Raw genomic sequence first — 22,387 nt, forward strand, 5'->3', positions numbered from 1 at the left:
GGATCCGAGCGCACGATCAACGGATCCGAGCGCACGGTCGACGGATCAGGCGGGAAGGACCGCGTCGAACGGTAGATGCGAAGCGATGCGGCCCTCGATGCCGCGGTGCGTGAACTCCTTGGCGGTGGCCACTGCGTCGGCGACATCGGCGCCCTTGGCGATCTCAGCCGTGATGGTCGCGGCGAACACGCACCCGGCACCGGAGACCCGCTCGTCGCCCACCTTGGGCCTGCGCAGGACGGTGACGTCCGAGCCGTCGTAGAAGACGTCGACGGCATCGTCACCCGGTAGTTCCACGCCACCCTTGGCGACGACGAAACGCGGCCCCAGGTCATGGATACGACGCGCCGCCTCGATCAGTCCGTCGACGTCGTCGATCGAGTCCAGGCCGGCGAGGGTCCGTGCTTCGAAGAGATTCGGGGTGACGACGCTCGCGTGCGGCAGAATCTCCCGCCGGAGCGCGTTGTCGGTGTCGAGCGCGGCCCCGGCCTCCTGGCCCTTGCAGATCAGCACCGGATCGACGACGACGTGGCGCCACGCCTGTCGGGACAGCGCTTCGGAGACGGTGGCGATGGTCTCCGGGGTACCCAACATGCCGACCTTGACGACGTCGAGGTCGTGCGCCGACGTCGCGGCCTCGATCTGGTCGCCGATGACCGGCGCGGCAACCGGCACGAATCGGTGCCCCCAGTTGTTCTTCGGGTCAAACGACACGATGCAGGTGATCGTGCCGACCCCGTAGACGCCACGCTGAGCGAACGTCCGGAGATCGGCTTGCAATCCGGCGCCGCCGGTCGCCTCGGACCCGGCGATCACATAGGCGATGTTCGGCATCATTCACCTCTCCGTTTCGACATCAGACTTGCAACGCGATGTGTACTGGTGACCGCCCTGGGAGGCCGTCGTCGTTGGTGCGCGTCCCCTGTGATCTTCCCACGGTGGTGGTCCTCCACACGTGCTGGGCAGGCTCGTCGCCGACGCAACTAGGCTCGGGCGCATGACTGTGCGCGCGGGCGTGGTGGTGACCGGAACCGAGGTCCTGACCGGAGCGGTGAGTGACCGTAACGGACCGTGGGTGGCCGAACGGCTGCTGGCTCTCGGCGTCGACATCGCGCACATCACCGTGTGCGGCGACCGCCCGGACGATCTGACGGCGCAGCTCCGGTTCCTCGCCGACCAGGGCCTCGACCTCATCATCACCACCGGCGGACTCGGGCCCACTGCCGACGATCTCACGGTCGCTACGGTGGCAGCTTTCGCCGGTCGCGAACTGGTGGTCGATCCCGAGCTGGAGGAGCACATCGCCGCGATCGTCGACGGGTGGAACCGTCGGGCCGGGCGCTCTCCCGCGCCCGGTCCGCTCTCGGCCGGTGTCCGCAAGCAGGCACTGGTGCCCGCGGGGGCGACGTCCATCCCGCCGACCGGGACCGCGCCCGGAGTCGCGATCCCTGCTGTCGACGGCGCGCCGTCGGGACCACTCCCCGCGATCCTCATCCTTCCGGGGCCACCTCGCGAGCTCCAGTCCATGTGGGAGACGGCGCTGAGCGTTGCCCCGATCGCCGCCGCGATCGCCGGACGAGCGGTGCTGCGGCACGAGACCATCCGCGCCTACGGGTTGTCCGAAGCCGACCTGGCCGAGACCCTTCGCACGGCAGAGCGCAGCCTCCCGCAGTTCGATGCACTGGAGGTCACGACATGCCTTCGGCTGGGAGAACTCGAGATGGTGACGAGATTCCCGCAGACGGCCGATGCCGTGTACAGCGATCTGGTCGACCTCATCGAGGCTGCCCATGGTCCACAGATCTTCTCGGTTGACGGATCCACCATCGATGATCAATTGGCGGAGGCTCTCGCCGGACAGCTCATCGGGACGGCCGAATCATGCACCGGGGGTCTGGTTGCGGCCCGCCTCACCGACCGGGCCGGGTCGTCGGCGTACGTCGCCGGCGGGGTCGTCTCCTACGCGAACGAGGTCAAGTCAGGGCTCCTGGACGTCCCTGGGGCGATGATCGACGCACACGGGGCGGTCAGCGAGCCGGTCGCGCAGGCCATGGCGGAGGGGGCACTCCGCAGACTCGGGGTGGATGTCGCGATCTCGACGACGGGCATCGCCGGGCCCGGCGGGGGAAGCGATCAGAAGCCGGTGGGCACCGTGTGTTTCGGGTTTGCGCGTACCGGCCGACCCACTACGACGATGACCCGACGATTTCCTGGTGACCGCGCATCTGTGCGGGCATTGGCCACGACGGCCGCGTTGCACCTCGTCGTCGGCGGGCTACGGCGCGACTGATCGGTTGATCCGGTCCCGACGCTTGTCAGCCGTGGCCAGACGAGTCTGCGACCGCGGCGGTGAGCGCGTCGACCGACTCGGTCGACGTCGCAAACGATGTGACCAGCCGCGCCACACCGGGTTCGGGGATTCCGTAGTGGAAGACGAAGCCGGAATTGCGCAGCTTCGCCACGGTGGCCGCTTCGAGTCGACAGAAGATCATGTTGGTGTCGACAGGTGCGACGATCTCGACGTGCGCCGACCGCAATCCGTCGGCGAGGCGTTGTGCCATGGCGTTCGCGTGTGCCGCGTTGCGCAGCCAGAGGTCGTCGGTCAGGTAGGCATCGACCTGCGCCGACGAGAACCGCATCTTGGAGGTCAGCTGACCTGCCCGCTTCACGCGGTACCCGAGTCGTCTTCGGAGGTCGGGATCGAACGAGACGATCGCATCGGTGGTCAGACCGCCGTTCTTGGTTATCCCGAGCGACAGGATGTCCACCCCCGCGCGCCAGGTCATCTCCGCAGGCGAACAATCGGCGGCGGCGAGGGCATTCGCAATGCGCGCACCGTCGAGATGGACTCGGAGTCCGGCATCGCGCGCGATGCCGGACAGTGCCCGCACCTCATCCACGGAGTAGGCGGTGCCCCACTCCGTCGCCTGGGTGAGGCTGAGTACCTGCGGTTGAACGCTGTGGACGTCACCGACCCGATGACGGACGGCACGAGACAGCTCGGCGGGATCGATCTTGCCGTTGTCCCCGTCGAGCAACGTCAATTTTGCTCCGCCGGTGAAGAACTCGGGGGCTCCACACTCGTCGACCTGGATGTGGGCGGTGCGGTGACACAGGATCGAGCCCCATGGATCCGCCAGGGCGGCCAACGCCACGGCGTTGGCCGCAGAACCTGTCGACACGCAGTGCAGATCGGCGTCGTGGTCGAAGACCTCACGGACACGACCTGTCGCGGATCGTGAGATCGGGTCCGCCCCGTACGCGGAGACCGATCCGGCACTCGCCCGCGCCAGCGCCTCGATGATCTCGGGTGCCGCACCGGCGGAATTGTCACTGGCGAACACCAGATCCGGGCTTCGGTCGGCGGCATTCGGAGACTTGAAGGACATCGTGGACCAGTCTACGACCGGCCGGACGCCACCAACGCGGTTGCGGGTCAGGTCTGGTCCGGCCCGATGGTCTGCATCGCTCTGAGCAGCGTCTGTGCGAGATGGCCGACATCAGCTGCGCCCAGTTGGTCGGAGAGGGCCCGATCGAGATCCTCGATCGCGGTCTGCCCGACAGCGAGGAGCCGACGCCCCTCCTCGGTGACCACCAGGTGGGCCGTACGTCCGCGACCGGAGTCGGTGGTCCTGGTCACCGCGCCTTTTCGCTCGAGTGCAGTCAACGTGGACTGCATGCTCTGCGGCGTCACCGACGCGCGTCGGGCCAGCTCGCTGTAGGAGATGCCGTCTGATCGGGACAGGTGCCCCAGCGCCGAGAAATGCCGCATCGCAAGCCCTTCCACACGGAGTGCGTCTTCGATCCGGGAGCGAACACGGCGTCCGACAGCCATGGCCAGAAAGGCAGGACTCACCGTGGGGACACCCGGCTCCCCCGTCTCGTCGCCCTGTCCAGACGGCCCCGAAGGACCGCGACGGTCGTCCGCCTCACTCATCTTGACAGCCTCTCGTACGAGGTTTCAGACTAGCTGAAACATTCCCGGCCCGCGGTGTCGACGGGCCGACTCTTCGAGAGGTGAGGTCACATGGGGATCCGTCATCACCTCCGCCGCGCCCCGGCGGTCAGTGCCTCCGAAGCCCTCGCGCTCCACGCGGCCGGAGCCGTGATCGTCGATGTGCGGCGGGAGTTCGAGTGGCGCCGCAACCGCATCCCGGGTGCGGTGCACATTCCGCTGGAAGACCTGGAGACGCGCTGCGAGGAACTTCCCGACGACCGACTGTTGCTCACGTTCTGCACGGGTGGCCTCAGGTCGGCAGGAGCGGCGAACATGCTGAACGACTGGGGTTTCACGGCACGCAACATGACCAAAGGCCTGATCGACTGGCGAGCCGCCGGTGGTGACCTCGAGGGGTCGAAGAACGACTCCGGTTAGCGGGAGTCACGCCAACCCCTTGACCTCAACTGGACTTGAAGTCCGATGCTTGCCGCATGAGAGCAGCCGTGTTCGACCGATACGGTCCCCCAGACGTCCTTCGCATCGCCGAGTTGCCTGATCCGGTCCCCGGACCGGGGCAGATCCGCGTCCGTGTGCGGGCAGCGGGTGTCCAACCATTCGACGTCGCCGTACGCACCGGCACGATGCCGTGGGTGCAGGCCAACTTTCCTCAGCAGGTGGGCCAGGAGTACGCCGGTGTCGTCGATGCCGTCGGTGAGGGCGTCGACGATATCCGTCCGGGCGATCCCGTTCTGGGGTCGACGATGCTGGCCGGTCACGCGACCGCAGTGGTGGTCGACGCCGTGACCGCGGTGCACAAACCGGCGGAGCTGGATTTCGTCACGGCCGGCGCGCTCGTGGCAGCTGCGCAGACGTCGACCGGCGCTCTCGACGAGCTCGCGGTGGGCGCAGGCGATGTGCTGTTGGTGCACGCCGCGGCAGGATCTGTCGGGACGTTGGCCCTCCAGGTGGCACGTCACCGCGGAGCCACGGTCATCGGAACGGCGAGCCCGGCCAATCACGACGCGCTACGAGCACTCGGTGCGGTCCCGGTCGCATACGGCCCGGATCTCGTCGATGCCGTACGCGCCACCGGACTCGTGCCGTCAGTCGCCTTGGATGCGGCCGGTGGGCAGGCCATCCCGGCATCGGTGGAACTCGGGGTCCCCGTCGACCGGATCGGGACCATCGTCGACGACGAGATGGCCGCACGCCATGGTGCGCGGGTGGTGCGGGCGCAGCGGTCGCCCACGCGTCTGGCCTCGGTGGTCGCGGCGGTTGCCGAGGGACGGATCACGATACCGATCCGCCCCTTTGCTTTCGCCGATGTCGCGGCCGCTCACACGACGGTGGAAGCCGGACACGGCCACGGCAAGGTGGTGTTGGTGGTCGAACCCTGAGGAGGCAGTTTCAGCTACACTGAAACTCCGCCGACCCCGGGGAGGACGCCATGCATGTACTTCGTGACGTGGTGGTGTGGATCCACCTCGTAGGATTCGCCGTCACCTTCGGCGCGTGGGCCGCAGCGGCGTTGAGCTCTGAGCGTCGGACGAGCCGGATCATGGAGTACGGGTTGCTGATCTCATTGCTGACCGGAGTGGTGCTCGCGCTTCCCTGGCCTGCCGACGTGCATCCGAACTACGTGAAGATTGCCATCAAGCTGACGATCCTGGTGGTGGTGGGCGGCCTATTGGGGATGAGCAACGCCCGACAGCGTCGAACGGGCGAGCCGACCGCACCAGTCGCCTTCTGGTCGGTCGGCGCATTGATCCTCTCGGCGGCCGCGCTCGGCGTCATCTGGCACTGATCACGCGGCCCTACATGATCTGGGCCCCTTCCCGATCGTCGACTTCCGATCGCACTGTCCGTAACCCTGTCGACCCGGCACTGGGTCTTCGAGAATCGTGGACGGTGTCGCTCGGACTCGGGCGTCCGGACCGTCGACTGTCCGTTCGCGGGCGTAGCGCTGGGAGTGACGATCATGGGTGATCCGAAGAAGCTGATCCTGAACGCCACCGAGATGTCCACCTCCGGACACATCGCGTTCGGGCTCTGGCGGCTCACCGATCCGACCCGGCCGCACTACACAGAACTCCGCTACTGGACTGAGCTCGGCCGGCAACTCGAGGCCGGCGGCTTCGATGCATTGTTCATCGCCGACGCACTCGGCCAACTCGACACCTACACGGGCAGCGCGGATCCCGCTCTGCGCACCGCGTCGCAGACGCCCCTCGACGATCCGTTGCTCGTGATCTCAGCGATCGCAGCTGTCACGGACACCCTGGGTTTCGGCGTCACGGTGTCGACAACCTACGAGCAGCCGTATCTGCTCGCCCGTAAGTTCACGACACTCGACCATCTGACCGGCGGACGGATCGGCTGGAACATCGTGACCTCTCAACTCGACAGCGCAGCACGGAACCTGGGCCACGACCGGCAGGTCCCACACGATGAGCGATATGCGATCGCCGCCGAATTCGTCGACGTCGTGTACAAGCTGTGGGAGGGATCGTGGGACGACGGCGCGGTGGTGCGCGACGCCGCTGCGGGTGTGTACGCCGACCCGTCGAAAGTCCACGCGATCGGGCACCGCGGACCCAATTACACGGTGCCCAGCGCAGCGCTCTCCGAGCCGTCGGTACAGCGGACCCCGGTGATCTACCAGGCGGGTTCGTCCCCGCGCGGCCGTGAATTCGCTGCGCGCAACGCCGAAGTCGTTTTCGTCGCAGGGCACGACAGCCACGTACTCCGTACCAACATCGATCAGATCAAGGCTGCGGCCGCAGAAGCCGGCCGAGCACCCGGCAGCATCAAGTTCGTCGCATCCGCGCTCGTCGTCACCGACGAGACCGACGCCGCCGCCGAAGCGAAACTGCGCAAATACCAACAGGTCTACAGTGTCGAGGGCGCGCTGACGCATTTCTCGGCAATCACCGGCATCGACTGGTCGCGGTACGACCTCGACGCCCCGTTGTCCTACATCGAGACCGACAGCAACCGGTCGATCCTCGCGGGTTTCACCAAGGACGCTCCCGCCGGGCGGGATTGGACGCTGCGCAAGCTGCTCTCCCCAGAGCGCGGGATCTCCTACGCGGACTCGATCGTCGGAAGTGGCGAGACGGTGGCGAACGAACTCGAACGCATCGCCGAGGAGTCCGGTGCCGACGGGTTCAACCTCTCCGCGGCGGTGGTCCACGAGAGCTATCAGGACATCATCGACCACGTCATCCCGGTGCTGCGGGAGCGTGGACGGGTACGTGAGCAGGTGCCGGGGAGGACGTTGCGGGAGTCCCTCTTCGAGACCTCGAGTCCGCTGTTGCCCGCCGACCACCCCGGTTCGCTGTATCGTGGCGCATTCGCCGGACGGCCGTCGGCGGCGCCACCGCTGGTGGATGCCATCACCGCGGGGTGAGCGCCACCGCTTCGCGGACGAGTGCGATCGCTGCCGCCGGTCCGCCGCCGGCCGCGCCCAGCGACGTCATCGATCTGTCGACGAGGTCGCAGAAGTCCCCGGCACGCGCGCCGAGGGTTCTGACATGGGGTACGAGATCTTTCTCGTTGACCACCCATTGTCCGGCGTCGGCGTGCCAGGCGTGGGCGCAGATCAGGGCTGCGACCGAGCAGCTCAGGGCAATGTACGTGGAGTCACTGCGCGCCAGCGCCTTCTCCGCGTTGTCGAGGAGGAACCCGGCCTGCCACACGTTGTCGAGAAGTGCGCGACGGAGTGCGACGGGATACGACGTGAGGTCTGCCCGGAGGGCGGCGAGAACGCCGTCGGGATCGGCGAGCGGTACACCCAGCGCGACCTCCCCCGCGTACGCGACGTCGAGGAAGCCCAGAGGATGACCGATCTGCTGGTGGAATGCGAATTCGCCCCGTAGAGCTCGGTCCCGCTGTCGGCGTACACGATTCACGTCTCGCAGAATCCAGTCGACCGGGACTCGTGCGACCGTGAGCCATGCGCCGCCGTCCACCCAGGGACCCCACTCACCCGGACCGGCGATCTCCACCCGTTCACCGACCTGCTCGGCGGCGAGATCGGCGAGTACGTCGATGTCGAGTTCGTCGGATCGGTAGTACACCCCGAGATCGACATCGGAGTCGTCATGATGTGTGCCCCGGGCGCGGCTACCTCCCAGCGCGACCGCGCACACACCGGGTGCGGCAACCAGCGCATCCGCCATCGATTCGATTCGTGCCTCGTCGATCATCGGTCACCCCCTTCTCCTGGAGTGTCCGACGGCGCCGCGAGGACTTCAATCGAATTCCACGACCGCGAGGTCATGGTCGGTGCGATACGGCCAACCAGCCACCGAGGCCCAGGAAGGCGGCGCCGCTACCCGCATCGATCGCTCGGTGCAGGCGGGCGGTGAGGTCGGCTCGACCGACCGCCGCACCGAGGACCGTGTACCCGAGCGCCGACACCGATTCGATCCCGATGTAGGCCGCCGCCAGCACCAGCAGATCGGACCCGGGTGCCGACGAGGAGAGGAACTGCGGCAGGAAGGCCGCGAAGAGCAGCATCGCCTTCGGATTGGTCACCGCCGCGACGATCTCGTGTCGAAGCGCCTGTGCCACGGGCGAACCAGACGACACGTCATCACCGTCAGCATCGAGGCGATCCGCGTGGTCGTGCCACGCCTGCCAGAGCAACCGGAACCCCACGACCACGAGGTATGCGACCCCGGCCCATCGGATCACCTCGAACACGACCGCAGATCGGCTCAGCACAGCCCCCAACCCGGCAGCGACTGCGAGCGCCATGAGGGCGAACACCGCGAAACGTCCGACGACCCCGATGACCGCGGGAACCACACCCAATCGGATGGCGTTGCGCAGGCTGACGAGTTGGTTGGGCCCCGGCACGATCGAGATGACGATCGCGGCCGGGATGAACGTTGCCCACGAGATCACCGCGCAGCCGGTCCGCTCGAGTCCTGCGCAGCGACAATCGTGTCCACGCAGGACTTGTCAGGCGCCGACATAGTCCGCCAGATGCCGGCCGGTGAGTGTGGACGCGTCGGCGACGAGGTCGGCGGGCGTGCCCTCGAACACCACGGCGCCGCCGTCGTGACCGGCTCCCGGGCCCAGGTCGATGATCCAGTCGGCATGCGCCATCACGGCCTGGTGGTGTTCGATCACGATCACCGACTTCCCGCTGTCGACCAGTCTGTCCAGCAGACCGAGTAGCTGCTCGACATCGGCCAGGTGCAGTCCCGTCGTCGGCTCGTCCAGGATGTAGATGTCGCCCTTCTCCCCCATGTGGGTCGCGAGCTTCAGCCGCTGACGTTCGCCGCCGGAGAGGGTGGTCAGCGGCTGGCCGACCTTGATGTAGCCCAAGCCGACGTCGACCAGTCGGGAGAGGATCTTGTGCGCAGCAGGCAGCTTCGCGTCGCCGTCGGCGAAGAACTGCTCGGCCGCCGCCACCGACAGGCCCAACACCTCACTGATGTCCTTGCCACCAAAGGTGTAGTCGAGCACCTCGGCCTGGAATCGCTTGCCTTCACAGACCTCACACGGGGTCGCGACGCCGGCCATCATCGCCAGATCGGAGTAGATGACCCCGGCGCCGTTGCAGTTGGGACACGCGCCCTCGGAGTTGGCGCTGAACAGGGCAGGTTTGACGCCGTTGGCCTTCGCGAAGGCCTTCCGGATCGGGTCGAGCAGACCGGTGTAGGTGGCCGGGTTGCTGCGTCGGGAACCCTTGATCGCGCCCTGGTCGATCGCCACCACGCCATCACGTGGGGCCACCGAACCGTGTATCAGCGAACTCTTGCCGGAACCGGCGACACCGGTGACCACCACCAACACCCCGAGGGGGATGTCGACGTCGACGTCGCGGAGGTTGTGCGTGGATGCACCACGGATCTCCAGCGCCGCGACCGAATCGCGGACCGACTCCTTGACCGATGCCCGATCGTCGAGGTGACGGCCGGTGAGGGTGTCCGCCGCGCGCAATTCGTCGACGGTCCCTTCGAAGACGATCTCGCCGCCGTCGGTCCCCGCACGCGGGCCCAGATCGACGACGTGGTCGGCGATCGCGATCGCCTCGGGTTTGTGTTCGACCACGAGGACAGTGTTGCCCTTGTCTCGCAGCGCGATCAGCAGGTTGTTCATCCGCTCGATGTCGTGCGGGTGCAGTCCGATCGTCGGCTCGTCGAACACGTAGGTGATGTCGGTGAGCGATGAGCCGAGGTGTCGGATCAGCTTGGTGCGCTGGGCCTCACCGCCGGACAGCGTGCCCGCCGGTCGATCCAGTGACAGGTATCCGAGGCCGATGTCGACGAACGAGTCGAGGGTGTTGCGGAGCGTGTCGAGCAGTGGCGCCACGGACGGCTCGTCGAGGTCACGGACCCACTGGGCCAGGTCGCTGATCTGCATCGCACACAGGTCGGCGATGTTGACACCCTTGATCTTCGACGACCGGGCGCCCTCGGTCAGGCGGGTGCCCTCACAGTCGGGGCACTCGGTGAACGTGATGGCGCGGTCGACGAAAGCCCGGATGTGCGGCTGCATGGCCTCGCGGTCCTTGGCCAGGAACGACTTCTGGATCTGCGGGATCAGCCCGAGGTACGTCAGGTTGATGCCCTCGATCTTGATCTTTGTGGCCTCCTTGTAGAGGAGGGCGTCGAGTTCCTTCTTGGTGAACTTCTTGATCGGCTTGTCGGGATCGAACCAGCCGCACCCCCGGTAGATCCGTCCGTACCAACCGTCCATGGTGTAACCCGGGATGGTCAGTGCGCCCTCGTTGAGCGACTTGGTGTCGTCGTATAGGGCAGTCAGATCGAAGTCCGAGACCGCCCCGCGCCCCTCGCATCGCGGGCACATCCCGCCGGTGATGCTGAAGCTGCGTCGTTCCTTCGTGGTGCGGCCGCCCTTCTCCAGGGTGACCGCACCCGCGCCGCTGATCGATGCGACGTTGAACGAGAACGCCTGCGGTGGACCGATATGCGGCTTTCCCAGGCGGCTGAACAGGATCCGGAGCATTGCGTTTGCGTCCGTCGCCGTGCCGACCGTCGACCGGGGGTTCGCGCCCATCCGCTCCTGGTCGACGATGATCGCTGTGGTCAGGCCCTCCAGAACATCGACGTCGGGTCGGGCGAGTGACGGCATGAACCCCTGGACGAACGCACTGTAGGTCTCGTTGATCAGCCGCTGCGACTCCGCCGCGACCGTGCCGAACACCAGCGAGCTCTTTCCCGAGCCCGACACCCCGGTGAAAACCGTCAGACGTCGCTTGGGAAGGTCGACGCTGACATCCTTCAGGTTGTTGACGCGAGCACCGTGGACGCGGATCCGTTCGTGGCTGTCGGCGGCGTGCCTGGGGTCCTGTGCACGCGGTGTCGATGCGGCTGCCTTGGTGGTGGCCATCGCGGTGGGTCTCCATCTCTGCGGCGGGACGCGTCGGCGGTCGACGTGTCGATCGGTGTCCCGGCGCCGGGCCTGGAGGCCGGCGTCGCGGGGTCGGTGTGGAACGTCCGACGGTCGGCGTCGGACGGGCCGTGTCGGCGTCAGGACTGCTGCTGGATCCGGACCATGTTGCCCGCAGGATCACGGAAGGCACAGTCGCGCACACCGTATGGCTGGTCTGTCGGCTCCTGGACGACCTCGACATCCCCGGCTTGGATACGGTCGAACGTGGCGTCGAGATCGGGGGTCGAGAGGATGATGGAAGCGTAACTGCCCTTGGCCATCAGCTCGGCGATCGTCTGGCGCTCATCCTCGGTGATGCCGGGGGTCGCGGCCGGAGGATGGAGGACGATCGATGTCGCATGCTGGGGCGGGCCGACCGTGATCCATCGCATGCCCGCATATCCCACGTCGTTGCGCACCTCGAATCCGAGAGTGTCGCGGTAGAAGGCCAGCGACGCCTCGGGATCGTCGTGCGGGAGAAAGGTCTGTGCAATGGTGATGTCCATGGCGATCACGCTAGTTCGCGGGTGTCACCCGCTGCTTCTCGATTCCTGATCGGTCTGGTCACCTGTTTCGCGACACACGACGGGATTCCGGCGGTCACCTGCGCATCGCGGCGATAGACGCTGGGCGGCACGCCGACCAACTCGGTGAACCGAGTGCTGAACGTACCGAGCGATGAACACCCGACCGCGAAACACACCTCGGTGACCGAGAGGTCGCCTCTGCGGAGCAGGGCCATCGCACGTTCGATCCGTCGCGTCATCAGATAGGAGTACGGGGACTCGCCGTATGCGGCCCGGAACTGCCTGCTGAGGTGTCCTGCCGACATGTTGACGCGGCGGGCCAGGCCTTCGACGTCCAACGGCTGCGCGTACTCGCGGTCGATCCGATCGCGCACACGACGCAGCAGCGCCAGATCCCGAAGGCGTCGGGTCGATGCGGGCGTGGCGGTCACCGGACAATCGTGCCATCTCGGACGTCTCGCCGTCGGCGGGTCGGACACCTCTGACCGGTTCCGTGCAGCAGAAGTAACGTACGGATCGGCGCCCTCCGGCTCGGCCCGAAATGACCAGCAGGCCACCGAACGGGACCGGGCACACCGAACTGGACCGGGCACCGACGGGGAATCGGGCAACGACGGGACGTGAGGAGGTCGACCGGCAACATGATCGATCCTCGTTTCGCGCTCCTGGGAGCCGCATTCTCGATGATCGGGAGCTCGGCGTACGCGGTCTACACCATGCGCGGACTCGCACGCCCGAACCGGGTCTCGTGGTTCCTGTGGGCCTTGGCGCCCCTGATCGGTTTCGCCGCACAGGTCGACGACGGTGTCGGCTGGCCCGCCGTGTCGACGCTGGCGATAGGCCTCGGCCCGGTGGTGATCCTGGCGGCCTCGTTCGCCAACCGCACCGGCTACTGGCGGCTGACCGGCTTCGACCTCTCGTGCGGGGCGGTCTCTGTGCTGGCACTCGTGTTGTGGGCCACCTTCGACGATCCGGTTCTCGCTGTGGCCACCGCCGTCATCGCCGACCTCGTGGGCGGCATCCCGACGATCCGCAAGGCGTGGCGCCATCCGGACACCGAGAGGTCGGTGGTATACGTCTTCGGCGCGCTCAACGGCATCATCACCGTCCTGAGCCTCCCGCAGTGGACCGTCGCCGGTGCCGCGTTCCCGGCGTACCTGACGTGTCTCGGGGTCGGCATGACACTGGTGGTTCGACTGCGCGGCCGGCGTCGTCCGACCGCCTCCCGTGCGAGCACCGACCATCGCCAGGGAGTCGGTGATCACCCTGCGGATCGTGCCGGGCCGTAGGTCAGGTGCACCACACCGTTCTCGAATGCCTCGGTGCCGATGAGCGCGAGCGGCTTGCGCCCGGTGCCGTCCGGGAAGAGGCGGGCACCGGCTCCGAGTACCACCGGGTAGACGAGCAGATGCAACTCGTCGACGAGTCCGTCGTCGATCAGGGCGCGGACGAGAGTGCCGCTGCCGCTCACATAGAGGTCTCCCTCGACGTCCTGCTTGAGCTTCCGGATCGCGTTCGCGTCGTAGCCGCCGATGATCGTCGAATTCGACCACTCGTCGCCGTCGGCCAGTGACTCCGAGACCACGTACTTGGGCGACTCGTTGAAGAACGTCGCACCCGGATCGTCCTCCGCCGACCGCGCCGACCAGGCCGGCGCGAACATCTGGAAGGTGTTGCGTCCGAGCAGGATGCCTGAGCTGCTCCCGGTCAGCGCACCGATCGCTGCTCCCAGCTCCTCGGTGAAGCCGTACTCGGCAGTGAAGCTCGGATCCTCATAACCTCCGTCGAGCGAGACGAATTCGTGGACCAGGATCTTTCCCATGGGTGACTCCTCGCGATGTGTGCCGGAACCGGCGCCGTGTGTTCACCGATGATGACCTGAGCCGAGCCCGGAAGTAATCGGTCCTCCGGGCCGGTTACCGTGCGTCCGCGTCACGATCGGCGACGTGCCGCCGACATCTCCGTCTCGATCTCTTCCAGCGCGGCGATGAGCGTTCGTGCGTCGTGGGGTCCGCGGTGCCGGGTGCCGTTGAGGAAGAAGGTCGGGGTGCCGACTGCACCGCTGGCCACTGCACTGGCCTCGTGCCTGCCGACACGCTCGGCGACCTCGGGGCTGTCCACGTCGACGATGAACTGCTCGACATCCAGTCCGAGATCGTCGGCGTAACCGACGAGGTCGGTGAGTTCGAGCGCGTGCTGATGGGCGAAGAGCAGGTCGTGCATCTCCCAGAAGCGCCCCTGCTCGGCGGCTGCCTCGGCAGCGAGTGCGGCGGTGTGGGCGTGCGGGTGGTAATCGTGTAGCGGCAGGTGCCGGACCACGTAGCGGACACGATCGCCGAAGTGTCCGTGGACGTCGGTCCACATCCCGGTCGACTTCGCGCAGAACGGGCACTCGAAGTCCATGTACTCGACCACGGTCAGCGCTGCTTCGGCCGGTCCGCGGACGTGATCGAGGTCGAGGTTCACCGGGGGCTCCAAGATGGTCGGCAGGTCGGCGGACGTCTCACCCCACCGGACCCGCGCCCTGGTGAAGATCAGCCAGCCGAGCGATCCGGCCAGCACCATAGCGACGAGTACGCCGACCGTCGCCATCCCAGCCTGCCGCGTGTCCGTGAAGGCGAGGCCGACGATGAGCAGCGACACGGTGAACCCGATGCCGGACAGGGCTGCGCCGCCGAGCACGCTTCCGCGCCCGACGCCGTCGGGCAGCCGCCCCAGGCCCAATCGGATGGCCGCCCAGGTCCCGAGGGCGATACCCACGAGCTTGCCGATCACCAGCCCGAGAACCACTCCCCAGGTGATGGTGGAGGTCAGCGATGCGCTCAGCACGCCGCCGCGCAGATCGATCCCCGCGTTGGCCAGCGCGAAGACCGGGACGACGAACAGCGAGACAGGGCTCCGCAGGACGTCGTGCAGGCGCTCGTTGACCGATATCGAGCGAGCCAGACCACGCCGAGCGGTGCGTGCGACCGCCGCTTGTGGCGACTGCCAGTAGTCACGGAAAAGACGTTTCGCATTCTCGACCTCATACCGCTCGGTCGCGAAGGCGGGCACCAGGAGCCCGGCGGCCATGCCGGCAAGTGACGGATGGATGCCCGATTCCAGCGTCGCGATCCAGAGGACGATGACGATTCCGACGTACGGCGCACTGCGCCACTCGGCCGTTCGCGACAGCAGCCACAGGCAGACCAGGGCGAGCAATGCGATGACCAGCGGACCCCATCGGAGGTCGTCGGTGTAGACGACACCGATGATGGACACCGCCAGGAAATCATCGACGACGGTCAGGGTCAGCAGAAAGACCCGGAGTTGGTTGGACATGGCCGGCCCGACCATCGCGAGCACACCGAGGAGGAACGCGGTGTCGGTGCCGACGACGACACCCCAGCCCTGCGGGGCTTCACGTCCGGCGATCGCGAGATAGATCAGCGCAGGCAATGCGACGCCCAGCACCCCGGCGACCAGCGGGACCAGCGCGCGACTGCGATCGCGCAGCGATCCGACGGCCAACTCCTGACGGACCTCCAGACCGATCAGGAAGAAGAACGCGACCATCAGACCGTCGTTGACCCAGTGGTGTAGGTCCATGTCGATGCCGTAGTCGCCGACTCGTACCGACATCGGTGTATGCCACAGGTCGACGTAGGACGCAGAGACCGGAGAGTTCGCCCAGACCAGCGCGATCACCGAGACCACGACGAGCAGAACCGCGCTCCCGGACTCGGTGCGCACGTATGACGTCAGTCGATGGATCGGAGTCACCGCCGTTGCAGGTGGCCCGTCGCCTGTCTTACCCACACCGAACACCCGCGACTCCTCGAACTCATCGACAGCGAGGGCCACTCCTCGACTGCTGCTCCGCTCACACCGAACGCCGCGGGCCCGGCACTTCTTCCAACGCCGACGTCACAGTGAGCGGCTCCATCATCCCCCAACACCTCTCACCCACGACTGCTCCGGTGTGCGTGGTGGAGAACTCTCGCCGAGGTCCGCCGATCAGCCGACCCGCAACGGACGTGGGAGTGCGCCGTCGAGCAGAATGGCCATCCCACGTTCGGTCGCCGCATCGGCGGGAAGCAGCACGACAATCTCTTGGGCATCAGTGCTCGGCAGATGCAAGGTCTCTCGCTCGAAGGTCAGGGTTCCCGCCGAGGGATGTGCGAGGCGCCAGGGCACGTCCGGAGGCGGCAGGTGCCTGCTCAGACGCGCGGCGAAGTCGTCACCGGCCCGCTCGGTCAGGTCTGCGACGAACCACGCCGATGCAGATTCCGAGGGGCCGAGACGGAGATCGAAGACCTGATGGTCAGCGACCTCGTCACGGTCGAGGAAGAACCGCTTCGCTCGGTCATCGACGAACAGATGCCGGGTCATATTCGGTTCTTGCTCGTCGAGCAGACCGGACGGCCGCATCACACGAGCGAAGGCATCAGTGTGCGCGAGGACGTCGCCGAGCCTGTTGGTCACCATGGCAACGCCCGGTTCGAGCAGGTTGAGAGTGCGTAGCACCGGCGGCCGCACGGACCTCGTCGGGTGGCCTTCGCCGCGGTGTCCAATGCACGCCCCGCCGGTGATCTTCGTCAGGTAGCGGAGGTGCTCGCTTTCGGAGACGTCCAATGCCAAGGCGTCCGCAAGTGCGTTGACCACCTGCACGGACGGGTTGCGGTCGCGCCCCTGCTCGATCCGGGTCAGATACTCGACACTGATCCCCGCCCTCGTCGCCAGTTCGGCGCGTCGCAACCCCGGCGCACGCCGACGCGATGTCGGCGGAAGCCCCACCGCTTCAGGGGCGGTTGAATCGCGCCGGGCACGCAGGAAGTCACCGAGTGGGGAGGCCACGTGCCCACGGTAGTCCGGCCGGGACCACGCCGGGAGCCATCAGCCTGGCCCTGCGGGAGCCAGCCTCATCCCGGACTGGTCCGGATGACGGGATCGGACTTGGCTCGAGAAATGACCGATACATCGACACCCACCCTTCTCATCGTCATCGCGAGCGTCCGCGAGGGACGCTTCGGCGCCGAATTCGGCAGCTGGGTCGCAGACCGGGCCCGCCGGCACAACGGATTCCATGTCGAGGTCGTCGACCTCGCCGACATCGAGTTACCGCTGGCTCTACCGGCGTCATCGCCCAAGATCGCGGGCTCCGACTATCCGCGACCCGCCGGGATGGCACCGCTCACCCGGGCACTCGAACGGGCCGATGCGATCCTGCTGGTGACACCCGAGTACAACCACAGCTATCCAGCATCGTTGAAGGCCGCAATCGACTGGCACTTCACGCAGTGGGCCGCACGTCCTGTGGCATTCGCCAGTTACGGCGGGGCGGCCGGTGGCCGGCACGCAGCGCTCCATCTCGAGAACGTCCTGGTGGAGCTACACGCTGTGCCACTGCGGGATTCGGTCGCCCTGGTCAACTACTTCACCGCGTGGTCCGATGGCGCACCCACCGACCCCGGGACCGAGGTCGCGATCACGGCGACGCTCGACCGCCTGGCCTGGTGGGCTCCGGCATTGCGGAATGCGCGCGAGGCGGCGCCCTACCCGGGGTGACCCCTTCCCGGACCTTCGGGCCTCGACGCGTGGCTGCGCCACGTCCGGCCGGCGACGAAGTTTGTGCATCGGAGGATTTGGGCATCAAAGGCCATGGCAATCACGCAACACGACACCGTCCAGTGGAACACCTCGCAGGGCACCACCGAGGGAACCGCGGTGGAAAAGCGCACATCCGACTTCACCTTCGAGGGGCAGCAGTTCCGCGCCAGCTCCGACGACCCGTACTGGATCGTCGAGTCGGACAAGACCGGATCGCGTGCCGCTCACAAGGAGTCGTCGCTGACGAAGAAATAGGCTGACGACGGGCCGGGTGGGTGCTCGGCACCGCCGGCCGTGCTCGACGCCGGTACTCTGGCCGGGATCCCATCCGGGCCACGGACCGTACCGAAGGACACACATGACACCTTCCGGCGAACTCACCGCCTACGACTTCACCGCCGACGACATCGACGGCAAGCCCGTCCCGCTGTCGGGGTATCAGGGTCACCCCCTGCTCATCGTCAACACGGCGTCGCAGTGCGGCTTCACCCCGCAGTACAAGGGACTCGAGACCTTGAACCGCGACTACCAGGACCGTGGGCTGCGCGTCCTCGGTTTCCCGTGCGATCAGTTCGCGCATCAGGAGCCGGGTGACGCCGAGGAGATCAAGAACTTCTGTTCACTCAATTACGACGTCACCTTCCCGCTGTTCGCGAAGATCGACGTCAACGGCGACGACGCCCACCCGCTGTACGCCTGGTTGAGGAGCCAGAAGGGCGGTCTGCTCGGCGGTCGGATCAAGTGGAACTTCACCAAGTTCTTGGTCGACAAGAACGGTCAGGTCGTCGACCGCTTCGCGCCCACCACCAAGCCCGAGAAGCTGGGCGGAACCATCGAGAAGTACCTCTGAGCAACCGATCTCGACCCGAGCGCGGGTCCGAGATGGAAGTATCGGGACGGTGAACGAGACAACGGTTCCGAGGAGTCGCGCGGCGTCCTTCGGTTGGGTCGGAATCGCCTACCTGGTCGCGCTTGCGGTGGCTGCGGCCTGGCTGTGGTGGGGCCCCACGACCGATCGGCTCTGGCTCGACGCCCTGATCGCCGACATCATCGGCACATTGGTGATCTTCGCCTTCAGTCGCGCCTTCGGGAACTCCAGCTTCTACGACGCCTACTGGAGTGTGGTGCCGCCGCTGCTGCTCATCTACTGGTGGGCAGCCGGCGACGTCGGTATCGACGCCGTCCACTGCTGGTTGGTCGCTGCCGTCGTCGGCGTCTGGGCCGTCCGGTTGACGGCGAACTGGGCCATCTCGTTTCCCGGTCTGCACCATGAGGACTGGCGCTATCCCCTGCTCCGGGGTCGCGCGGGGCGAGCCGAGGTCGTCGCCGACCTCGGCGGTATCCATCTCGTCCCGACGCTGCAGGTGTTCCTGGGCATGCTTCCGGTCTATGTAGCGGTGACCCACGACTCCGTCGAGCTGGCTTGGCTCGCCGGGATCGCGGCCGCCGTGGGATTCTCAGCTGTCGCGCTCGAGTATGTCGCGGACGCGCAGCTTCGCGCGTTCAGCCGCGACCGTCGGCCCGGTCAGGTCATGGACCACGGGCTCTGGTCGTGGTCGCGTCATCCGAACTACTTCGGTGAGTTCGCCTTCTGGTGTGCGCTGGCCCTCTTCGGGGTGGCGACGGTGCCCGGTGACGCCTGGTGGTTGTTCATCGGGGCGGTTGCCATGCTGGCGATGTTCCTCGGTGCGAGCATCCCGATGATGGAGGACCGCAGCCTCGAGCGGCGACCTGACTACCAGGGAGTGGTCGACCGGGTTCCGAAGTTCGTGCCGAGGCCACCCCGACGGGTGTCCGCGTGACACGTCCCCGGGTCGTCGTCGCGGGACTCGGGGACAGTGGCCTGCTGACGGCCATCCATCTGGCCCGCCATGCCGAGGTGGTCGGGGTCTCGGTCAAACCCGGGCTGGTCAGCGGCCAAGAGCTCGGCACACGATTGAGTCGGCCCGACCGGTGGTCGCGTGACTACTGGGTTTCCTTCGACCGTTACCGCGGACTCGACGGGGTGCGCACGGTGCACGGTGACGTCACCGGCCTCGACATCGACTGCCGACGACTGTCGGTTCGCCTGCCGGACGGCACGATCGAGGAGGAGTCGTACGACATCCTCGTGATCGCGACGGGTGTCAGCAACGGGTTCTGGCGTCGCCCGACTCTGCAGACCTCGGGGCAGGTCGATGCCGAACTACGCAGCGTCCACGACCGACTGGCCTCGGCCCACTCGATCGCAGTGATCGGCGGCGGTGCCGCAGCGGTGAGCAGTGCTGCCAACCTGGCGCAGCGATGGCCGTCGACCCGGCTGGATCTCTACTTCCCGGGAGACCGAGCCCTCCCCCAGCATCATCCGCGGACCTGGCGTCGGGTCGAACGAATCCTGCGCGATCGCGGCGTCGGTCTTCATCCTGGACACCGCGCCCTGATCCCGGCCGACTCCGAGTTGACGGAGATCACCGACGACCCGGTCACCTGGAGCACCGGGCAGCCGGACGCGACCGCGGACGCGGTGCTCTGGGCGATCGGACGGGTACGGCCGAACACCGCGTGGGTGCCGTCCACACTCCTCGACGACGATGGCTTCGTCCGCGTGGGCGCCGACCTCAGGGTGCCGGGCCACGACGAGATCTTTGCGATCGGTGACGTAGCCGCGACCGATCCCCTCCGTTCGTCGGCGCGCAACCGCGCCGACAAACTCCTCGCTCGCAACATCCGTGCAGCGCTCGCCGGGCGACGACTCGGCTCGTACCGCGCACCGCGCCGACGGTGGGGTTCAGTGCTCGGGACGCAGCCGGACGGCCTGCAGATCTTCGCGCCGAACGGCCCGGCGTTCCGACTGCCGTCCTGGAGTGTCGACACCGTGCTGCAACCGGTGATCGTGCGTCGGATCATCTATCGCGGCATCCGTCGGCGAACCGGCGGGACCTCCCCCGACCGCTGACGCTCCCGACCACGCCCGCACAATAGCGTGATGGACATCCGACGCCGCGTGACCGATGCGCTACTCGACCGAACCGTCCGCGTGGGTTCGCGTGCACGACACGACCTCCGGGGATCGACGATCCTCGTGACCGGGGCGACGTCGGGGATAGGTCGACAGCTCGCCCTCGACCTCGCCGCGGCGGGTGCCGACCTGATCGTGGTCGCCCGACGTGCAGACGACCTCGCCGAGGTGGTGACGGAAGCCGGTGTCCTCGGCGCCACTGCCACCCCGCTGACCTGCGATCTCGCTGATCCCGACGATCGTGGCCGACTGCTCGACCGGCTCCGCGACGAACCGGTGGACGCGCTGGTGAACAATGCGGGCCGATCCATCCGACGCAGCGTCGTCGACACTGTCGACCGTACGCACGACTACCGCCGGATGATGGACCTCAACTACTTCGGTGCGGTGGAGCTGACCGTCGGATTGTTGCCCGGGATGATCGATCGCGGACGCGGCCACATCGTCAACGTCTGTACCTGGGGTGTCACGGCAGGTGCGATGCCTCGGTTCGCCGGCTACCACGCCACCAAGGCCGCGCTGGCAGCGTTCGGTCGAAGTCTGGCAGCGGAGCTCGACGGTACCGGCGTGGCGGTGACGAACGTGAACTTCCCCCTGGTCCGGACCCCGATGATCGCACCGACAGCACAGTACGACGACGTGCCGGCGTTACCCGTCGAGACCGCGTCGGAATGGATTCTGCACGCACTCGAGGCTCGCCCCGAGGTGGTCGAACCACTCTATGTATTTCCGCTGCGTGTGTTGGACCTCGTTACCCCGTCCACCGTCGGCAAGCTGGTCGCGAAGGCCACCTGATCGGTCAGGAGCGAGATCCCTTCTCGATGACCAGTGTTCGGGTCAGCAGCGATCGATCTCGCACCGTGAGGACCCGACTGCCCCGCTGGTGGCCGGGTCGGATCTCCGACGTCGGGACGCCCGCGTCGGCAAGTCGGCGATGGGTGCGGTCGAGGTCCGTCGACAACCATGCGACGCCCCACATCTCGAACTCGGAGTCGGGCACCGCCTGTGTCGACACCACGACTTCCACCACCAGGGACGGGCTCCGGAAGAACAACTGGTCGACACCCTCGAACGGCTGCTGGCGCAGACGGAAGTCGAGTCCGAGCAGGCCGCCGAAGACCGCGGTCGCCGTCTGGGCCGAGCGTGCCGCGACCACGACGTGATCGATCCCGGTCAGTTCGGCATCGGGTGACCCACCTTCGTGATGGGCGGTCGGCGAACCGACCCCGAGGGCCGGGTGGTCACCGAGCACCAGGTCGCCGCGTTCGGAGATGTCGATCGGCACACCTCGGCGGGCCAGGAGACGCTCTGCCGCCGGCAGGTCGACGGTGTCGAACTGCAGCCGATCGACAGTCCGGCTGGCAGCCGTACCGCCGGCGGATGGTGCGGTACCGGACTGGACGCGCACCGTCGCCCCACCGAGGGTGAGTTCGAACGGCGTGTCACTGCCGAGCGCATCGCCGGCCGGCGGACTGCCGAACAACACCCGGTAGGCAGCCGCATTCACGGCCGGGTCAGTCGCGTGCAGAACGATGGTCGGCGCGTCGAGCCGACCCGGCACGCTCGATGCGGTCATCGCCGGAACCAGAGGTCGGGACTGCTGGTGATGTGCCACGAACCGCAGGCGCAGTGATAGATGCGGAGTCGGAGATCGCCACGAGATCGCTCGCGGATCCGGTACACACCTGACCTCGCGGACTCCTCGTCGCGGTACGCCTCTTTGTCCGGGGTCGGACACGCGAGCAGAGGTCGCCGATGACGAGGTACCCGACGACCGACCTGTGCTGCCGTCCGTGCCTCGATCCGGCGATAGAACTCCTCGAGTTCGTCGTCGGAGAACGGCACGTGCATCCCTCTCTGCGGTGCCGGTCGCGCGAGGTGAACGCGGTCGCCGGTGATGGTCGGTTCGGCCCGATGCTACTC

25 protein-coding genes are annotated in these 22,387 nt (G+C 67.1%); 12 read left to right on the plus strand and 13 right to left on the minus strand.

Annotated features, from left to right (window positions below; translation table 11 throughout):
- Positions 1-45 precede the first annotated feature (45 nt).
- A complete protein-coding gene (locus tag GS4_RS20220; RefSeq protein ID WP_040511251.1) occupies positions 46-834 on the minus strand; it encodes a hydroxymethylpyrimidine/phosphomethylpyrimidine kinase in 789 nt (262 codons plus the stop codon).
- A gap of 163 nt (positions 835-997) precedes the next feature.
- Between GS4_RS20220 and GS4_RS20225 the strand changes: the two genes are divergently transcribed.
- Positions 998-2,290, plus strand: coding sequence for a competence/damage-inducible protein A (locus GS4_RS20225; protein WP_040511223.1), 1,293 nt, complete (start codon positions 998-1,000; stop codon positions 2,288-2,290).
- Between the two features lie 25 nt (positions 2,291-2,315).
- On the opposite strand, the gene GS4_RS20230 is transcribed toward GS4_RS20225, so the two are convergent.
- Together GS4_RS20230 and GS4_RS24935 are read right to left on the minus strand one after the other, a co-directional pair.
- Positions 2,316-3,389 (minus strand): threonine aldolase family protein, encoded by a 1,074-nt coding sequence (locus GS4_RS20230; RefSeq protein WP_007624099.1) that lies wholly within the window; start codon positions 3,387-3,389, stop codon positions 2,316-2,318.
- A gap of 47 nt (positions 3,390-3,436) precedes the next feature.
- A complete protein-coding gene (locus GS4_RS24935) occupies positions 3,437-3,937 on the minus strand; it encodes a MarR family winged helix-turn-helix transcriptional regulator (RefSeq protein WP_007624101.1) in 501 nt (166 codons plus the stop codon).
- A 90-nt stretch (positions 3,938-4,027) separates the two neighbouring features.
- Here GS4_RS24935 and GS4_RS20240 point away from each other — a divergent pair, with 90 nt between their 5' ends.
- From GS4_RS20240 to GS4_RS20255, 4 genes are all read left to right on the plus strand, one after another.
- Positions 4,028-4,375: a rhodanese-like domain-containing protein gene (locus GS4_RS20240; RefSeq protein WP_007624102.1), complete on the plus strand. Its 348-nt coding sequence runs from the start codon at positions 4,028-4,030 to the stop codon at positions 4,373-4,375.
- A gap of 56 nt (positions 4,376-4,431) precedes the next feature.
- On the plus strand, positions 4,432-5,337 hold the full coding sequence (locus GS4_RS20245; protein ID WP_040511225.1) for an NADP-dependent oxidoreductase: 906 nt from the start codon (positions 4,432-4,434) through the stop codon (positions 5,335-5,337).
- A 50-nt stretch (positions 5,338-5,387) separates the two neighbouring features.
- Positions 5,388-5,744 (plus strand): hypothetical protein, encoded by a 357-nt coding sequence (locus GS4_RS20250; RefSeq protein WP_007624106.1) that lies wholly within the window; start codon positions 5,388-5,390, stop codon positions 5,742-5,744.
- A gap of 174 nt (positions 5,745-5,918) precedes the next feature.
- Positions 5,919-7,349, plus strand: coding sequence for an LLM class flavin-dependent oxidoreductase (locus GS4_RS20255; protein WP_007624108.1), 1,431 nt, complete (start codon positions 5,919-5,921; stop codon positions 7,347-7,349).
- On the opposite strand, the gene GS4_RS20260 is transcribed toward GS4_RS20255, so the two are convergent.
- From GS4_RS20260 to GS4_RS20280, 5 genes are all read right to left on the minus strand, one after another.
- On the minus strand, positions 7,336-8,148 hold the full coding sequence (locus tag GS4_RS20260) for a nucleotidyltransferase domain-containing protein (RefSeq protein WP_007624114.1): 813 nt from the start codon (positions 8,146-8,148) through the stop codon (positions 7,336-7,338). The genes GS4_RS20255 and GS4_RS20260 overlap by 14 nt on opposite strands.
- Positions 8,149-8,218: 70 nt before the next feature.
- Complete coding sequence (locus GS4_RS20265; protein WP_007624116.1) at positions 8,219-8,851, minus strand: LysE family translocator; 633 nt, start codon at positions 8,849-8,851, stop codon at positions 8,219-8,221.
- Positions 8,852-8,908: 57 nt separating this feature from the next.
- Positions 8,909-11,308: an ATP-binding cassette domain-containing protein gene (locus tag GS4_RS20270; RefSeq protein WP_007624117.1), complete on the minus strand. Its 2,400-nt coding sequence runs from the start codon at positions 11,306-11,308 to the stop codon at positions 8,909-8,911.
- Positions 11,309-11,448: 140 nt separating this feature from the next.
- Positions 11,449-11,856, minus strand: a complete 408-nt coding sequence (locus GS4_RS20275) for a VOC family protein (protein WP_040511257.1) — start codon at positions 11,854-11,856, stop codon at positions 11,449-11,451.
- A gap of 5 nt (positions 11,857-11,861) precedes the next feature.
- Positions 11,862-12,308, minus strand: a complete 447-nt coding sequence (locus GS4_RS20280; RefSeq protein ID WP_007624119.1) for a helix-turn-helix transcriptional regulator — start codon at positions 12,306-12,308, stop codon at positions 11,862-11,864.
- A 210-nt stretch (positions 12,309-12,518) separates the two neighbouring features.
- On the opposite strand from GS4_RS20280, the gene GS4_RS20285 reads away from it, so the two are divergent.
- A complete protein-coding gene (locus tag GS4_RS20285; RefSeq protein WP_007624120.1) occupies positions 12,519-13,166 on the plus strand; it encodes a hypothetical protein in 648 nt (215 codons plus the stop codon).
- Here the strand turns inward: GS4_RS20285 and GS4_RS20290 are convergent.
- The 3 genes from GS4_RS20290 to GS4_RS20300 all read right to left on the minus strand — a co-directional run bounded on the left by GS4_RS20290 (position 13,139) and on the right by GS4_RS20300 (position 16,713).
- The gene (locus GS4_RS20290) at positions 13,139-13,699 is read right to left on the minus strand and encodes a dihydrofolate reductase family protein (protein ID WP_007624122.1); all 561 of its coding nucleotides are present in this window, start codon (positions 13,697-13,699) and stop codon (positions 13,139-13,141) included. The two genes, GS4_RS20285 and GS4_RS20290, sit on opposite strands and share 28 nt — an antisense overlap.
- 110 nt (positions 13,700-13,809) lie before the next feature.
- Positions 13,810-15,720, minus strand: a complete 1,911-nt coding sequence (nhaA, locus tag GS4_RS20295; RefSeq protein ID WP_007624123.1) for a Na+/H+ antiporter NhaA — start codon at positions 15,718-15,720, stop codon at positions 13,810-13,812.
- A 153-nt stretch (positions 15,721-15,873) separates the two neighbouring features.
- Positions 15,874-16,713, minus strand: coding sequence for a helix-turn-helix domain-containing protein (locus GS4_RS20300; RefSeq protein WP_007624124.1), 840 nt, complete (start codon positions 16,711-16,713; stop codon positions 15,874-15,876).
- 111 nt (positions 16,714-16,824) lie between these two features.
- On the opposite strand from GS4_RS20300, the gene GS4_RS20305 reads away from it, so the two are divergent.
- The 6 genes from GS4_RS20305 (at position 16,825) to GS4_RS20330 (ending at position 21,259) form a co-directional block, all read left to right on the plus strand.
- Positions 16,825-17,424: an NADPH-dependent FMN reductase gene (locus GS4_RS20305; RefSeq protein ID WP_007624125.1), complete on the plus strand. Its 600-nt coding sequence runs from the start codon at positions 16,825-16,827 to the stop codon at positions 17,422-17,424.
- 93 nt (positions 17,425-17,517) lie between these two features.
- Positions 17,518-17,721, plus strand: a complete 204-nt coding sequence (locus GS4_RS20310) for a hypervirulence associated TUDOR domain-containing protein (RefSeq protein WP_007624126.1) — start codon at positions 17,518-17,520, stop codon at positions 17,719-17,721.
- A gap of 103 nt (positions 17,722-17,824) precedes the next feature.
- The gene (locus tag GS4_RS20315) at positions 17,825-18,316 is read left to right on the plus strand and encodes a glutathione peroxidase (protein WP_007624127.1); all 492 of its coding nucleotides are present in this window, start codon (positions 17,825-17,827) and stop codon (positions 18,314-18,316) included.
- A gap of 49 nt (positions 18,317-18,365) precedes the next feature.
- A complete protein-coding gene (locus tag GS4_RS20320) occupies positions 18,366-19,268 on the plus strand; it encodes a DUF1295 domain-containing protein (RefSeq protein ID WP_007624129.1) in 903 nt (300 codons plus the stop codon).
- Positions 19,265-20,401, plus strand: a complete 1,137-nt coding sequence (locus GS4_RS20325; protein WP_007624131.1) for an FAD-dependent oxidoreductase — start codon at positions 19,265-19,267, stop codon at positions 20,399-20,401. Before GS4_RS20320 ends, GS4_RS20325 begins: the two co-directional genes overlap by 4 nt.
- 30 nt (positions 20,402-20,431) lie before the next feature.
- Positions 20,432-21,259: an SDR family NAD(P)-dependent oxidoreductase gene (locus GS4_RS20330; RefSeq protein WP_007624133.1), complete on the plus strand. Its 828-nt coding sequence runs from the start codon at positions 20,432-20,434 to the stop codon at positions 21,257-21,259.
- Positions 21,260-21,263: 4 nt separating this feature from the next.
- Here GS4_RS20330 and GS4_RS20335 read toward each other — a convergent pair whose 3' ends face one another.
- Both GS4_RS20335 and GS4_RS20340 read right to left on the minus strand, forming a co-directional pair.
- On the minus strand, positions 21,264-22,040 hold the full coding sequence (locus GS4_RS20335; RefSeq protein WP_051989798.1) for a VOC family protein: 777 nt from the start codon (positions 22,038-22,040) through the stop codon (positions 21,264-21,266).
- Positions 22,037-22,315, minus strand: a complete 279-nt coding sequence (locus tag GS4_RS20340; protein WP_007624137.1) for a hypothetical protein — start codon at positions 22,313-22,315, stop codon at positions 22,037-22,039. Before GS4_RS20340 ends, GS4_RS20335 begins: the two co-directional genes overlap by 4 nt.
- Between the last annotated feature and the right edge of the window lie 72 nt (positions 22,316-22,387).

The organism is Gordonia soli NBRC 108243 (assembly GCF_000334455.1).
GTDB lineage: Bacteria > Actinomycetota > Actinomycetes > Mycobacteriales > Mycobacteriaceae > Gordonia > Gordonia soli.

Coding starts and splice junctions, on each gene's coding strand:
- GS4_RS20220 (WP_040511251.1), bottom strand. CDS start 834: ATGCCGAACATCGCCTATGTGATCGCCGGGTCCGAGGCGACCGGCGGC.
- GS4_RS20225 (WP_040511223.1), top strand. CDS start 998: ATGACTGTGCGCGCGGGCGTGGTGGTGACCGGAACCGAGGTCCTGACC.
- GS4_RS20230 (WP_007624099.1), bottom strand. CDS start 3,389: ATGTCCTTCAAGTCTCCGAATGCCGCCGACCGAAGCCCGGATCTGGTG.
- GS4_RS24935 (WP_007624101.1), bottom strand. CDS start 3,937: ATGAGTGAGGCGGACGACCGTCGCGGTCCTTCGGGGCCGTCTGGACAG.
- GS4_RS20240 (WP_007624102.1), top strand. CDS start 4,028: ATGGGGATCCGTCATCACCTCCGCCGCGCCCCGGCGGTCAGTGCCTCC.
- GS4_RS20245 (WP_040511225.1), top strand. CDS start 4,432: ATGAGAGCAGCCGTGTTCGACCGATACGGTCCCCCAGACGTCCTTCGC.
- GS4_RS20250 (WP_007624106.1), top strand. CDS start 5,388: ATGCATGTACTTCGTGACGTGGTGGTGTGGATCCACCTCGTAGGATTC.
- GS4_RS20255 (WP_007624108.1), top strand. CDS start 5,919: ATGGGTGATCCGAAGAAGCTGATCCTGAACGCCACCGAGATGTCCACC.
- GS4_RS20260 (WP_007624114.1), bottom strand. CDS start 8,148: ATGATCGACGAGGCACGAATCGAATCGATGGCGGATGCGCTGGTTGCC.
- GS4_RS20270 (WP_007624117.1), bottom strand. CDS start 11,308: ATGGCCACCACCAAGGCAGCCGCATCGACACCGCGTGCACAGGACCCC.
- GS4_RS20275 (WP_040511257.1), bottom strand. CDS start 11,856: ATGGACATCACCATTGCACAGACCTTTCTCCCGCACGACGATCCCGAG.
- GS4_RS20285 (WP_007624120.1), top strand. CDS start 12,519: ATGATCGATCCTCGTTTCGCGCTCCTGGGAGCCGCATTCTCGATGATC.
- GS4_RS20290 (WP_007624122.1), bottom strand. CDS start 13,699: ATGGGAAAGATCCTGGTCCACGAATTCGTCTCGCTCGACGGAGGTTAT.
- GS4_RS20305 (WP_007624125.1), top strand. CDS start 16,825: ATGACCGATACATCGACACCCACCCTTCTCATCGTCATCGCGAGCGTC.
- GS4_RS20310 (WP_007624126.1), top strand. CDS start 17,518: ATGGCAATCACGCAACACGACACCGTCCAGTGGAACACCTCGCAGGGC.
- GS4_RS20315 (WP_007624127.1), top strand. CDS start 17,825: ATGACACCTTCCGGCGAACTCACCGCCTACGACTTCACCGCCGACGAC.
- GS4_RS20330 (WP_007624133.1), top strand. CDS start 20,432: ATGGACATCCGACGCCGCGTGACCGATGCGCTACTCGACCGAACCGTC.
- GS4_RS20335 (WP_051989798.1), bottom strand. CDS start 22,040: ATGACCGCATCGAGCGTGCCGGGTCGGCTCGACGCGCCGACCATCGTT.
- GS4_RS20340 (WP_007624137.1), bottom strand. CDS start 22,315: ATGCACGTGCCGTTCTCCGACGACGAACTCGAGGAGTTCTATCGCCGG.